This is a genomic window from Intestinimonas massiliensis (ex Afouda et al. 2020), assembly GCF_900626285.1.
GTDB classification, from domain to species: Bacteria; Bacillota; Clostridia; order Oscillospirales; family Oscillospiraceae; genus Flavonifractor; species Flavonifractor massiliensis_A.
Map to the genome: position 1 here is coordinate 2,903,917 of NZ_LR131147.1, position 12,137 is coordinate 2,916,053.

Sequence of the window (12,137 nt, forward strand, 5' to 3'; positions counted from 1 at the left end):
TAGAAATAAGACTCCGGCGCTTTTTTATTGCCTTAAACCAGACAGGAGGATTGAAGATTGGATCAAAACAACGAACAAAAAGCGCCACTGCGCATCAAAAATCTGGCTGAGTTGAAGCGCTATATCCGCCCTGGGACAGAGTTGGTGGCAACCAGCCATAGCAAGCACCCTGCCCTAGTCGGGCTTGTACGGGTGGTGACTGAGGTTCAGACCAACGCTTACTATTCCGTGGTCAAGGATCAGCCGACTCATCAGTATTCGACCTGTAATTACGGGAAGGGATTCCGCTCTGATTTCGAAAAGGCATCCAACTATTTATTTGAGGGCACGACCATCAAAGTCCTTGACCGCAGAAGCGGTGATGGCAGCGTGCTGTACGAAATGGAACTTTATCCGGGCGAATGCCTTATTCCCGGCCAGAAAAGCGATATGGAGGAGAATGAGGAAATCAGAGAAGACGGTTGCGAAATCAAGCAGGAAGGGATGAGTATGACCTTATGACACGCTACTTCATGCGGGATACACCGCTGTGCCAGATGGAACAGCAGATGATGACCCCACCCTATTTCAAGCCCAGGGGGCATGGCCGATACTATCCCGGTTTCCAATATAGCAGAGATGACATGGAGTGCCCATACTGCGTGAACTTCAGACGCAATCATCCCTGCCCTTTGGAGCAGTGCGTCTGTCTGGATGAACGTATCGTGGCCGGTGCGATTGACCTCAACGAGTTTGTCAGGGATTGCTTCTTCCCTGAAGCGGGAGTGCAGCTTCAGGCCCGCTTAGAGAGGAGTTTCAATGGCTGCTCCATTGGATTTTTCCTGAGCGATAGTCATCGGGAGCGTTGGCAGCACTGGCGTGCGCGCTGGTATCGAATGTCAGGCCGTAATCTGGCCGCGCTGTTTCTCCTCACGGCGTATGAGGATATCTGGCGCAGGATGATCTGGAAGTTTGATGCCAGCGGATTTGACTTCCAGTCCATCCAGCTTTCCGGCATCCAGCCGGAACTGTACAGTGTTTATCAGGCGGCCAAAGCCATCTCGACCGGCAGCCGCAATATCACTCTTGCCGATCTCGCATCCCCCGAATTGGTCACAGATGAGGCGTTCCACCTGATTGTCTGCGCTCTGCTTCTGGCCAAGTACGGAGATGCGATTTTGAATTTTGAAGGAAAGTAAGGTGATGCAATGTGATGATGGAAGCAGTTCTGAGCAACGCCGACCACCCGGAATACGGTGTTGCGACAATCCCTCTTCCCATTCCCAGAAATCAATACGACCACTGCGTTGCGCTGTTGGAGGCACTGGAGATCGGCAATGTCTCTGAAGCCGACTGCCGCTTGGACTCGCTCGACAGTGCCTGGCCTGTGCTGAATCGGCTGGTATGCACCAAGGTCAACCTTGATGAGTTGGACTATCTGGCAAAGCGGCTGGACAGCTTTGATGTGGGCGAGTTTTCGCAATTTCAGGCGATGGCTGAAAAACTGAATCTCACCAGCATGAAGGATCTCATCAACCTGACCTTTTGTTGTCAGCAGGCAACGGTGATTACAGACTTCACAAATTTAAAGGAAATTGGCCGTGACCACTACATGAACATCCACGGCGGCTGTGCAAGCATGGAAGAATTGGAGCAGTTGGACGGAGAGGAAACCGCCATTCTGTTGATTGAGGACAATGAGGGAACCATAACCCGCTATGGCGTGGTCTATGACAACGGTATGCAGCTTTCACAGCTCTATGATGGGAAGCACCTGCCCTGCTATCACTATGAGGCCGATATGACTGCCGTCGGAATATCCTCTTGGCAGGAACCGGAGAATAGCAAGAATGTCACCTGGGTCTACCTCCCCGCGTCCAAAGGACAAATTGAGCGTGCCATGCAGCGTTCCGGCATTACCGATCCAAAGGATATGTGTCTCTGGATAGCCGACAGCGCATTTCCGGAGGAAGTGGATGTGGCACTGGACTTCCGGTGTGATAACATCCACGAACTCAATGAGCTGGCGCTGGCTGTGGAGAAGTTTTCGATTCTTGACCGCAAGAAACTGGGGGCGGCAGTAAGCATGGCCAAGCCGGAAAAAGCCAGCCAGATCCGCCGTCTGGCGGAAAACATGGATCTGTTTGAATTCGCCCCTGGTGCGCACACCCCTGCGGAATACGGAAAATACATGATCCAGAAATCCGGCCATTTTGAGTATGACCCCACTCTGGACGAGTTTTATGACTACGAGCGGTATGGTCTGCAGCACATGGATCATCAGTCTGGCGTGTTTACCGACTACGGCTATATCGCCTATGTCGGCACAGTAAATCTGGAGGAACTGATGGCGGAAGATCCGATAGGACAGCACCAGCGTGAACAGGGGATTCAGATGGGAGGTATGGCATGATCCAACTCTTCATGAAGCGAAGTGGGAGTCCTGTTATTATCCCGCTCAATTTTCCCGCATCTCATGGCGCTATGACAGAAGCGTACAGCCAACTTGAACAAGCTAACAGAACAGGAAAAACAGAGATCGTTGAGATCAAAAGTGTGATTGCCAATCTGCCGTCATATCTCGGCGGACTCGACCCTGATTCCAGAACGCAGCTTGCACAGCTGAATCTGCTTTCGAGCATCATTGCCAAAATGGACTCTCGTGAACGAAACATCTATGCCGGCGCCTTGGATTGCAGCAGTATCAATGATCTGAATGATGTGATTCGTGTGGCAGAACAGGTGTCGGACTACATCCTCATTCCCAATGTCAATTCAGATGTGGCACTTGGCCGTTATGTCGCTGTTGCCGGTCAGATTCAGGGTGATCCCAGATTCCCCGAAGCGGCTTGGCCCTACCTGGACTTTGCAAAAATCGGCGCAGAATACTATGCCGAGCATGGTGGTGCATACACCTATGCCGGTTATGTGCTTCTCAAGCGGGATGCTGAATTCGTCAGAGAGAAAACGGTGAAGATCCGGCTTGACCTCTCCTCCTCCCAAGCGCAAGCGAGTGTATCTCTTCCAGCATTGAAGGAGGAACTGGAGCGAGTAAAAAAATTGCTGGGGATTGATTGTTTTGCAGAGGCCGAAATTACCAAGGTTTCATTTGCTGTTCCCAATTTGAACGAGTATATTCCCACCACGGGTGTATGCCTGGAAGACGCAAACGAATTGGCTTGGGCTATCGAGGGGATGCAGCTTGAAGACGGTGAGCTGATGAAATACCTGTCGGTTCTTTCTGTGGAACAGCCGGAAACTATGCAGGATGCTCTTCGATACGCCATGAATCTGGACGACTATGAGCGCATTCCCGAGGACACTTATGAATATGGCCGAACCGTCTTACGGCGCATTGGCGCTGATGATGAGCTAATCGATACCATCGACGGGTATATGGATTTTGAGAAGCTGGGTGAGGATACCATGATGGAGGACGGCGTCCGGCGAACTGAGTTCGGACTGATCCGCCGATGCAGCAGCCCCTTTTCTGAGGAAACGCAGGCGATGGAGATGGGAGGTCTTTCCTAATGACCCGCAAAACCGATCTGCTCCGCGTAAAGCTGGTGGCGCATACCCTCCTCGATGTACAGATCCAGAAGACATCTTTCTCTCCGGTGATCGTCAGCCACCCCTTCACGAACTCCGGAATCTCCGCGCTTCGGAATGAGGATGGGAGCCTCTCCATGGTCGACCTAATCAATAATTCGGATGACTGCACAAGGTGGCGCAGAAAGGTTGGGGAGCAGATCGACAGCGCCGAAAATGTTCATCAGATTTTCGCACTGCTCAACCCACCCTATTATCTGACTTTTATCAAGTTTGCCGCCTCTGCTCTCTCGGAGCAGGATCTGGGGCAGCTCTTATCTACCGCCTGGACCCAGGAGGAATGCCCCAATCAGGACTGCAATGTGAGCAAACAAGAACTGGTAGCCTTGTTCAGATCCGTCTCTCCGGAGTCCCTGATGGATGAGGAGGAGTGCACCGCACATCAGGCACTGGAGGATACGGTAACGGTTTATCGGGGTGTTACCTGTTACAACGCCAAAAATATCAGGGCGTTGTCCTGGACACTGGATCGGAAAACGGCGGACTGGTTCGCCCACCGCTTCGGTGAGGAGGGAACGGTGTATGAGGCGCAGATTCGGAAGGAACACATCCTGGCCCTGTTTACCGGCAGGAACGAAAGCGAGGTCATCGTAGACCCGCGGCACCTGGAACAGATCATGGAGTCCCCGGAGCCGGGGTTTGATATGCAGATGACCTGAACAACATTATCTGATGATCGGGAGGAATGTAAATGAAGAAGAAAATCATGATTACGGTGGCATCCCTGGCAGCATTGGGAGCCACCATCGCCGGTTATCTCCACTTCTCCGGCAGGACGACTTTTGGCCATGGCTATTTCCCCCACGGTGTGGTATGTTGTGTACTTACCAGAGGAAGGAGGTGAAACCCATGAACCAACACGCAGCGAGAACAAGTGAAAACGGAGTCCTGTTGAGGCCCGCTTCCCTTGAGGAAGCGGGCCTTTTCTATTCGGAACCGGATGAGGAGCAGGACAAGTCGCTTGGGACAGTAGGCCATATCCGTATGGATTTCGGCCACAACGGGAAGGAGTTCTGGCATACCTGGTGGCCCCACAACGAGGATCAGCTCAACACCCCGGAGTTTAAGGATGAACTGCAAACCATCGTGGATACCCTTCGGACGGATGGGCCGCTGAAAGATCTGACGGCGATGCGCAGCTTCTGTGCCCAGAACGGCGGAGCCATCACCAGAGATGGGCGCAGCTTCGGCTACGTGGTGGAGACAGGCCGCTACCGCTACTGTCTGCGCTGCACCCCCAGTCCCGGCGATTACCAGGGATGCCTGTACTGCTATGATAAGCAGCAGCAGGAACTGGCCCATCAGGAAAAGCTGGTAGGCCGGGTGACCTTTGCAGATGGCACCAAGCAGGAGTTTACAGACCCACAGCAGTATCTCCGAACCATCAGAGAGGAACTGCCGTACCGCAATACGACAGGATTCCGGTATGAAACCCTTACCGAGAGCCCGCAGGTCAAAAAGGCTGTGGATGATATCATCCTGGGTTTTGCCGGCGAGGAAAATCCCAAGCGAGTATGCGATTATGGCCTGACGGAGAAGGGGGCGCAGATGCTTCGGGATGCAGCAGACCCCTCCCTCCCCCACACCTACGCCTGGTTTGTGCTGACAGACTACAACACCGCCCAGGAGCAGCTTTTCTGTGAGCTGACATTGGAGGAGGCGATCCAGATCTACCAGAACAGTGACACCCTGGAGAAACGCCTCGGCGTCACCAAGGATTCCATCGCAACTGTGGATATCGTCCACATGGCAGGTGGGGATCAGAGATTCTTTACAGACTATCAGAAGCTGGAAAGCTTCAAGACGGATCCGGTCATTTACGAGGCGGTAGGTCAGCTGCATCAGGAGCTGGTACAGAGCAGCTCCGCACAAAATATGAATATGGGGGGTACGTGAAGTGACTGTGGAAAAGGAATGGCTGGACTTCCTGCGGGATCAATATCCCAAGGGGAGCCGTATCCGGCTTATCGAGATGAAAGGCGATCCCTACCCGATTGCCCCTGGCAGTATGGGCACACTGGAAGACATCGATGATGCCGGACAGTTCCACGTCAAGTGGGATAACGGCAGCGGGCTTGCCTTAATCTTCGGCGAGGACCGCTTCAGGGTTCTGCCCCCGGAACCTCAGACGCTGAAGTTCTATATGCCACTCACAGCAACATTCCGCAGCTATGATAGTTGGGGTGACCCGAGCGATCAAGGTGAGGAGTTGGATGGGCGGGATCTCCGCAGGTATAAGGACAGCATCCGGAAAGCCCTGTTGGAGAACCGGATGCCGCAGGAGGCTACCCGGGGCCTGATGCACTGGTATGATAAGCAGGATGGTGTAGAGGCAAAAGTCCAGTCAGCGGTATTTGAGGTAGAAGACCGCGATGGGCAGCTCTGGGGCGTGGCAGAGTGTAAGGTAATTGAGGAACTTCTGCCGGAGGAAAAGGAAACCCTGGCCGAATACATTTCGGGCCAAGCCGCAGATGGTTGGGGCGAGGGCTTCGAGCAGTGCCCCATCGAACTGGACGAAGGAGAGCTCTATGTCAGCCTCTGGAATGTGGGCGACTGGAGTATTCAGACAGAGGTGGAGAGATTCTCGCCAGACGCACAGACACGCCTACCAGACCTGTGCTGGTCGGTGCTGCCCAGCGACGGAACTCTGATCTGCATCAAACGTGGCGAGAGCGGATACTACGTGAGTGACTGGAATACGGACAGCCCAGAGCAAAATCGCTGTCTGGCCGATTACAACAACGAAAGGCGTGGCATTACACCCGCCCAGGAGCAGGCCATGCTTACCGGAAGTATATGTGGATGGAATGTGCCGGGAGCAGACCCCAAATGTTACGAATCACAGCAGCATGGTGGAATGACCATCAGCTAAAAGGAGATGGAACCGATATGACACTTGAAATTACCGATATCTTTGGCAACCGTGTGGAACTGCAGCCAAGAGTGGAACTCTACTCCGTCCGCGACTTTATGGGCCAGGAAATGCCTGGCCTGGCCATTGCTCTGGATGAGATTGTGGACGAGCCCTATGGTATGGAACCCTATGCAACCCTTACAGTCTCCTTCGGGGAATTCATCGGGCTGAAAAACAGCGCCTACATCGACACCAACAACTGCCGCTTCGCGCAGCAGCTTCTGAACCAGGGAATCGCGGTGGATACCGGGCTGCGGAAATACAGCGGCTTCTGCGAATACCCGCTCTGGGGCTTCAAGCAGGAATTTCTGGAGGAGATCGGCGGTGAAAACTACGCCGAGTATTCCCGGTGTTATGACGCATACATGAAGGCGGTCGAGGAGCGGCTCAGCGCCGAGGAGAACTTTGACCCCACGGAACACACCCAGGGCGGAATGACCATGCAGTGATCATCCCGCCCCATTATTTTGCCCGAGCGAGGAGTGATTGCTTTGAAGAAAACCTTTTCTGTATATGTAAGCCCGCTGGAAATGGACAGCCCGCTGGGCAGGCTGACGGATCTGCCCATGGAACAGGAAAAGCTGAACGGCCTCCTGCTGGAGCTGAATACCGGTCAGCCGCTCTATGTGGAGATCTCGGACTACTGCGGCCGGGACTACCTGGCAGGGCATCTGCCGGAGGATATGAAGCTGACGGAGCTGAATCTGCTGGCCTGTAAGCTGGCAGACCTGACACCCTGGCAAAACGCCTCCTTTGAGGGCCTTGTCCGCATGGATCTGGACAAGGGGATGGAGGAGCTGCCCCTGAACCGTCTGATCGACCTGGCCAACAGTGTGGATTGCTGCCATGTGGTTGCAGAGGCCGGGAATGATGAACAGCTGGGCCATTTCTATGTGGACAACGACTTCCCAGTCCTGCCGGCCGGACTGCCGGAGGAGGTATACGAACTGCTGGATTATGGGGCCATCGGCCGCAAGGCCAGGATGGAAGAGGGCGGCGTCTTTACCTCCAGGGGATACGTGGTGCAGCACAGTGATCTGGATGTGAGCTATTCCCAGAGCCAGGGCGGTCCGAGCATGGAGGTGGGACTATGAGGGCCAGCCTCTTCGATGCCCTGGACGGTATGGAGATGGGCAAGTCTGAGCACGACTGGCTGGAGCAGCGGTTCGGAAGCATGACAGCGAAAGAGAGGCTGTTATTTCAGGGCGCTATGCAGCTGGAGCATCCGCAGACCGTTGAGGAGACCCTCCGGGTTCTGATCGGACTGGATCAATACCGACTCCTCTATGGTGCGGATGATGATGTAGCCCTGGGGCGATTCGTTATGGAGCATATTCACATCCCTACTCGCCCAGCACGAGGTTATCTTGACCCGGAGATTGTGGGGACTGCCTATCGGGAAAGCGGAGACGGATGTTTTCTGGAGGGCCACTATGTGGAACGCATCAGCCCCGGCCACTCGCTCCCCGAATTGGAACCAGATGCCGTACTGCCCGCGACTGGCGACTATGCCATCCGGATTAAGTTGGCCAGCCGGAGCAACCTGGAAGGTGTCTGGGTGGGCTTCCCTGACACGGGAGAATACATGGACACCGCTCACCCGGATGAACTGCTCCTGGGGCTGGACGCCCTGGATGCGGAGACCCTGGAGCAGTGCATTGCGGTGGATGTGGACTGTGCCCTACCCCAGCTCACAAATATCCTCTCCCAGTATGACTCCGCCGGAGAACTGGTGCGGCACGCCATTGACTTCGGCTATGTCTGGGCGGAACAGGGCCAGGGGGAAGCCCACTGGTTGGAGAAATGGCAGGCAGTGCTGGAACTGGAGGACTGCCACCGGCTGGACCGGGCTCTGGACCTCTCCCAGAATCTCCACTGCTATGAATTCATCCCCCGCGGCGTGGACCTTGCCCAATACGGTGCGGAATTGGCGCGAAAGGAGGGCATACTCGGGCAGGACCCGTTGCTCAACCAGTGCTTTGACACCGTAGCCTACGCCCAGCATCATATGGCGAAGTTTGGCCTGTCTGCCACAGACCACGGCTATGTTGCCTGGAATGGGCAGGAACTCAACTATGAGTACAGCAAGCCGGAGCATGGACCGGCAATGACCATGTAACCAATCTCATATCACATACAGGGGCCGTTTTTCCGATAGGGACAAGCGGCCCCGTTTTTTTGTGCCCTTTTTCGGGAAAACAGGCCCGGGAAAGGAGGAAAACCATGAATCGGGAAGCGAGAGTGCTGTCCTACCTGAAAGGGGTCTGCCTTGGACGGGACCGCTGTATGGGAGGAAAAGAACTGGGGCGGACTCTGAATCTCAACGGCACAGAACTGAGGAAAGCAGTCAATCGCCTGCGGCAGGAGTGCAAGCCCATTGCCAGTGACCGGAACGGTTACTTCTATGCCCAGACCGCAGGGGAAGTCTATGCCACCATCCGAAATCTGAAGAAAATGCGAGCCGGGCTGGATGCGGCGATTCAGGGCTTGGAGCAAGCCCTGGACGATTTTCCGACGGGGAGGTGAGAGCGTATCGCCAGGTCCTTTATTCCCTGGGTGGGAGGAAAGGGCAAGCTCCTCTGGCTGATCCGAAAGCTGGCGCCGCCCTGGTATCCCCGCTTCATCGACGTGTTTGGCGGGAGCGGGACAGTAACCCTTGACCGGCCTATCCGCAAGGGCTGTCTGGAGGTCTACAACGACTACAACAGCAACCTGACCAATCTGTTCTGCTGTGTCAAGAACCGGACGATGGCCCTGCTGAAGGAACTGGGTTTTCTCCCCCTCAACTCCAGGGACGATTTCGAGGTGCTTCATAAATTTTTCTCCAAGGATGAGTTCACCGATGATTACCTGGAGGAGGAGCTGGAGCTGACCCAGGTATATCTGAAACCTCCGGAACGGGAGATGATCCGGAAGCTGCTGCTGGAGCGTTCCCCGCGGAGGGACGTCCGGCGGGCGGCGGACTACTTCAAGCTGATCCGCTACAGCTTCAGCGGAGGAGGAAATGCCTTCGCCGGAAAGCCATGTGACATCCGCCGCTTCTTCCATCTGATCTGGGAGTGCTCCCGCAGACTGGCCAATGTGGTGGTTGAGAACAAGGACTTTGAGAGCCTGATCCGGCAGTATGACCGGGAGAATGCGTTTTTCTACTGTGACCCGCCCTATTACCAGGCGGAAGACTGCTACCAGGTGGAATTTCCGGTGGAAGATCATCAGCGGCTCCACGATGTACTGATGAAGTGCAAAGGGCGCGTGATGGTGTCCTACAACTTCTGCCCGTTCATTCTGAATCTCTACAAGGAGTTCTACATCTTCTACACCACCCGTCCCAACAGTATGTCCCAGACGGCAGACAGTGTGTATGAGGAACTGATCATCACCAACTATGACCCGCGCAAATGGAAGCGTGATGGTCAGCAATTTACTCTGTTCCCCTTTGGGGAGGCAGAGGGAGATGAGCGGAATTATAAGCTGATCCACGAACCTGATGCGGCATAGACGATTTTAAGACAGGAGGTATTTGACCATGAAATTTATTCTTTACCGGGATCCAAGCAGTAAAATTCAGAAAATTCCCTATGCAGCCATGCAGGCGGCGGAACTGGCCGACGCGGAAAAACTGTTGCTCTATGCCGGGACCGGATGTGTCCTGCTGTGCAAAACGGAGGTATCGGCCCACGTTGCACTCAAAACCATCGCACAGCTCAATGAGATGGCGGACTTTCTGGTGCTCCAGCTGGTGGATGCCAGCAATGAAATTGTAAGCACCGCTGACGTTTCGGATCCGCTGGACCATGTGGATGAGGATGTTCTGAATGACCTTCTGAACTGCGGCGCCAACCCGGACGGCCTGCGCATGCTGTTAGCACAGGAGGATGAAGAAATTGAAGAATGACACCTATCTCTACACCCACAGCCTGGATACCGCCCGCCGGGAAGGCGATATCGCCCTCTGGCGGGCCAGCTATCAGGCCAACATTGCCTGCAAAAAGGCCATTGAGGAGAGTATCCGGGAGGGCTTTGACGGAATGCACCTCAAAGCTGACTGTGCCAAGGAAGTGGTGGAGGAGTTCGGCTTCAAGCGGGTAAACTGGGTGCTGGCCAACACCATCCAGGAAAAGAACTGGGACGGCCGTTTCGGAACGGACAACAAAAGGTGGGCGCAGCGTACCTTTATCCCAGACGATGTGGGCCACAGGGTAGGTTTTATTGTGGAGTCCCACCCTGCTGTACTGGATGGCTTTGTGACCCAGTTCCGCAGGGCCTATCAGGAGCTGAACCTCTTTGGCCCGGAGCACTGTCTGGCCAATTCCCGGTCTGAGCTGGACTATCAGGGAAAGGTGCTGGTACTGAGTCCTGATACTTTGCGGGAGACCTGCTGGTCTCAGGAAAACCAGCTTTGGTATGCTCATGACGGGTTTGGCTGCAGCCCTCATGCCATCGGACGCTCTATCCGCTGTACCTGCCTGGGCGATGGTGAGACGACCCGCTGGAACCGTGCCGAGTTTGTGGGGGTGCTGGATGAGAAATTCCTGCCGGAGTGGGCCAGTGCGAAGCTGGAGCAGCTCTTGGCACACCAATCGCAGCAACATATCGCAGCAACATACATCCGGCATGAATGGGATGAATATGGAGGGATAATGTGAAGGTTTTTTATTACACCATCGACGATATGTCCCTGCGGCGGAAAGGGCTGTTCCGCAAGGGGTGGACCATTCAGCATTTTGACACCCTGGAGGAGGCAATCCGCTCTTATCGAGAGATTCCCCTCTCGAAGGACAAGCGCCTTGGGCTGACAGACAGCATGCATATCCTGGAGCTCGTCCGGTGTGTACCGCTCTTTCCCTTCGATACAGCGGGCGAAGATATCCTGGCCTCCGACTACCAGCAGTACCCTCTCTGGGTGAACCTGCCGGAAGCGAAGTCTGCCACCCAAGCGTGTATCAAACGGTTCAACCTGCGATATCAGTTCTGCTCCGACGCCATCATGCCGCTCCCGCGTTCAAACCGGCTTCCCAAGCACCTACGGGACAAGTATTTGTGGCTGAGCATCAACCACGACCCGGGTTCCGCCATTCGCTGGGTCTACATTGCCGGTACGGGCTGGGTCTCCTTAGAGGAATGGAAACGCCGCGCCTCCAGCCATCCCCTGGTACTCAAATTCCGGGCAGATGGGCTGACAGAGCGCGGCGATTATTGTTATCTGGAGATCGAGCCCTGGGAGTACGATCTGTTGGTTCGCCGCACCCTGGAGCGGCTTGACCAAAATACATCAACGACAGGAGGAAGAAAGAAATGAGTGCCAACAACGCAGCAACCCCCATGGAGCTGGATGTGAGGATCTACCCCTATCGCGGGGAAGGCCCCACCGTGGCCACCGCATCTGTGACCCTGAACAACTGCTTTGCCATCCGGGATGTGCGGATCATGGAGAGCAAAAACGGGCTCTTCGTCTCCATGCCCAGCAGAAAGGTGCAGGGAGAATACCGGGATGTCTGCTTTCCCTGCACCAAGGAATTCAAGCAGCAGTTTGACCGGCAGGTGCTGGATGCCTACACCCAGACCCAAGCTCAGAACATGCAGAAGACGCAGGAAAACAATGGCCCTGCCATGACGATGTAAGGAGGAACACAAG

The 12,137-nt window shown here is 54.9% G+C and carries 17 protein-coding genes; all 17 read left to right on the forward strand.

Annotation, left to right across the window (positions count from 1 at the left end; translation table 11 throughout):
- Window positions 1-57 precede the first annotated feature (57 nt).
- The 17 genes from E0E41_RS14295 (at window position 58) to E0E41_RS14370 (ending at window position 12,124) form a co-directional block, all read left to right on the forward strand.
- Window positions 58-501: a hypothetical protein gene (locus tag E0E41_RS14295; RefSeq protein WP_130870470.1), complete on the forward strand. Its 444-nt coding sequence runs from the start codon at window positions 58-60 to the stop codon at window positions 499-501.
- Complete coding sequence (locus tag E0E41_RS14300; protein WP_130870471.1) at window positions 498-1,178, forward strand: hypothetical protein; 681 nt, start codon at window positions 498-500, stop codon at window positions 1,176-1,178. Before E0E41_RS14295 ends, E0E41_RS14300 begins: the two co-directional genes overlap by 4 nt.
- 14 nt (window positions 1,179-1,192) lie before the next feature.
- A complete protein-coding gene (locus E0E41_RS14305) occupies window positions 1,193-2,392 on the forward strand; it encodes an antirestriction protein ArdA (RefSeq protein ID WP_130870472.1) in 1,200 nt (399 codons plus the stop codon).
- On the forward strand, window positions 2,389-3,510 hold the full coding sequence (locus E0E41_RS14310; protein WP_130870473.1) for an antirestriction protein ArdA: 1,122 nt from the start codon (window positions 2,389-2,391) through the stop codon (window positions 3,508-3,510). The genes E0E41_RS14305 and E0E41_RS14310 overlap by 4 nt, the downstream gene beginning before the upstream one ends.
- Window positions 3,510-4,247, forward strand: coding sequence for a hypothetical protein (locus E0E41_RS14315; RefSeq protein WP_130870474.1), 738 nt, complete (start codon window positions 3,510-3,512; stop codon window positions 4,245-4,247). Before E0E41_RS14310 ends, E0E41_RS14315 begins: the two co-directional genes overlap by 1 nt.
- A 32-nt stretch (window positions 4,248-4,279) precedes the next feature.
- Window positions 4,280-4,432 (forward strand): hypothetical protein, encoded by a 153-nt coding sequence (locus tag E0E41_RS18600; protein WP_165450559.1) that lies wholly within the window; start codon window positions 4,280-4,282, stop codon window positions 4,430-4,432.
- A gap of 5 nt (window positions 4,433-4,437) precedes the next feature.
- Window positions 4,438-5,484: a hypothetical protein gene (locus tag E0E41_RS18755; protein WP_207303226.1), complete on the forward strand. Its 1,047-nt coding sequence runs from the start codon at window positions 4,438-4,440 to the stop codon at window positions 5,482-5,484.
- A gap of 1 nt (window position 5,485) precedes the next feature.
- Window positions 5,486-6,460 (forward strand): DUF4314 domain-containing protein, encoded by a 975-nt coding sequence (locus E0E41_RS14325; protein ID WP_130870475.1) that lies wholly within the window; start codon window positions 5,486-5,488, stop codon window positions 6,458-6,460.
- A 17-nt stretch (window positions 6,461-6,477) separates the two neighbouring features.
- Window positions 6,478-6,951 (forward strand): DUF4313 domain-containing protein, encoded by a 474-nt coding sequence (locus tag E0E41_RS14330; RefSeq protein WP_130870476.1) that lies wholly within the window; start codon window positions 6,478-6,480, stop codon window positions 6,949-6,951.
- 42 nt (window positions 6,952-6,993) lie between these two features.
- Window positions 6,994-7,596 (forward strand): antirestriction protein ArdA, encoded by a 603-nt coding sequence (locus E0E41_RS14335; protein WP_130869223.1) that lies wholly within the window; start codon window positions 6,994-6,996, stop codon window positions 7,594-7,596.
- Window positions 7,593-8,621, forward strand: coding sequence for a hypothetical protein (locus E0E41_RS14340; RefSeq protein ID WP_130870477.1), 1,029 nt, complete (start codon window positions 7,593-7,595; stop codon window positions 8,619-8,621). The genes E0E41_RS14335 and E0E41_RS14340 overlap by 4 nt, the downstream gene beginning before the upstream one ends.
- Before the next feature lie 104 nt (window positions 8,622-8,725).
- Entirely contained in the window at window positions 8,726-9,028 is a 303-nt protein-coding gene (locus tag E0E41_RS14345) for a hypothetical protein (RefSeq protein WP_130870478.1), read from the forward strand.
- Window positions 9,029-9,058: 30 nt separating this feature from the next.
- The gene (locus tag E0E41_RS14350) at window positions 9,059-10,000 is read left to right on the forward strand and encodes a DNA adenine methylase (RefSeq protein WP_130870479.1); all 942 of its coding nucleotides are present in this window, start codon (window positions 9,059-9,061) and stop codon (window positions 9,998-10,000) included.
- Between the two features lie 28 nt (window positions 10,001-10,028).
- Entirely contained in the window at window positions 10,029-10,397 is a 369-nt protein-coding gene (locus E0E41_RS14355; RefSeq protein ID WP_130870480.1) for a hypothetical protein, read from the forward strand.
- Window positions 10,378-11,148: a DUF3849 domain-containing protein gene (locus E0E41_RS14360; RefSeq protein ID WP_242623793.1), complete on the forward strand. Its 771-nt coding sequence runs from the start codon at window positions 10,378-10,380 to the stop codon at window positions 11,146-11,148. Before E0E41_RS14355 ends, E0E41_RS14360 begins: the two co-directional genes overlap by 20 nt.
- Window positions 11,145-11,801: a hypothetical protein gene (locus tag E0E41_RS14365; protein ID WP_130870481.1), complete on the forward strand. Its 657-nt coding sequence runs from the start codon at window positions 11,145-11,147 to the stop codon at window positions 11,799-11,801. The genes E0E41_RS14360 and E0E41_RS14365 overlap by 4 nt, the downstream gene beginning before the upstream one ends.
- On the forward strand, window positions 11,798-12,124 hold the full coding sequence (locus E0E41_RS14370; RefSeq protein WP_130870482.1) for a SpoVG family protein: 327 nt from the start codon (window positions 11,798-11,800) through the stop codon (window positions 12,122-12,124). Before E0E41_RS14365 ends, E0E41_RS14370 begins: the two co-directional genes overlap by 4 nt.
- Window positions 12,125-12,137: the final 13 nt, after the last annotated feature.

What these genes read in the sequence shown, in the direction of transcription:
- E0E41_RS14300 (WP_130870471.1), top strand. Translation starts at nt 498, where the DNA reads ATGACACGCTACTTCATGCGGGATACACCGCTGTGCCAGATGGAACAG.
- E0E41_RS14305 (WP_130870472.1), top strand. Translation starts at nt 1,193, where the DNA reads ATGATGGAAGCAGTTCTGAGCAACGCCGACCACCCGGAATACGGTGTT.
- E0E41_RS14310 (WP_130870473.1), top strand. Translation starts at nt 2,389, where the DNA reads ATGATCCAACTCTTCATGAAGCGAAGTGGGAGTCCTGTTATTATCCCG.
- E0E41_RS14315 (WP_130870474.1), top strand. Translation starts at nt 3,510, where the DNA reads ATGACCCGCAAAACCGATCTGCTCCGCGTAAAGCTGGTGGCGCATACC.
- E0E41_RS18600 (WP_165450559.1), top strand. Translation starts at nt 4,280, where the DNA reads ATGAAGAAGAAAATCATGATTACGGTGGCATCCCTGGCAGCATTGGGA.
- E0E41_RS18755 (WP_207303226.1), top strand. Translation starts at nt 4,438, where the DNA reads ATGAACCAACACGCAGCGAGAACAAGTGAAAACGGAGTCCTGTTGAGG.
- E0E41_RS14330 (WP_130870476.1), top strand. Translation starts at nt 6,478, where the DNA reads ATGACACTTGAAATTACCGATATCTTTGGCAACCGTGTGGAACTGCAG.
- E0E41_RS14340 (WP_130870477.1), top strand. Translation starts at nt 7,593, where the DNA reads ATGAGGGCCAGCCTCTTCGATGCCCTGGACGGTATGGAGATGGGCAAG.
- E0E41_RS14345 (WP_130870478.1), top strand. Translation starts at nt 8,726, where the DNA reads ATGAATCGGGAAGCGAGAGTGCTGTCCTACCTGAAAGGGGTCTGCCTT.
- E0E41_RS14355 (WP_130870480.1), top strand. Translation starts at nt 10,029, where the DNA reads ATGAAATTTATTCTTTACCGGGATCCAAGCAGTAAAATTCAGAAAATT.
- E0E41_RS14360 (WP_242623793.1), top strand. Translation starts at nt 10,378, where the DNA reads ATGAAGAAATTGAAGAATGACACCTATCTCTACACCCACAGCCTGGAT.
- E0E41_RS14370 (WP_130870482.1), top strand. Translation starts at nt 11,798, where the DNA reads ATGAGTGCCAACAACGCAGCAACCCCCATGGAGCTGGATGTGAGGATC.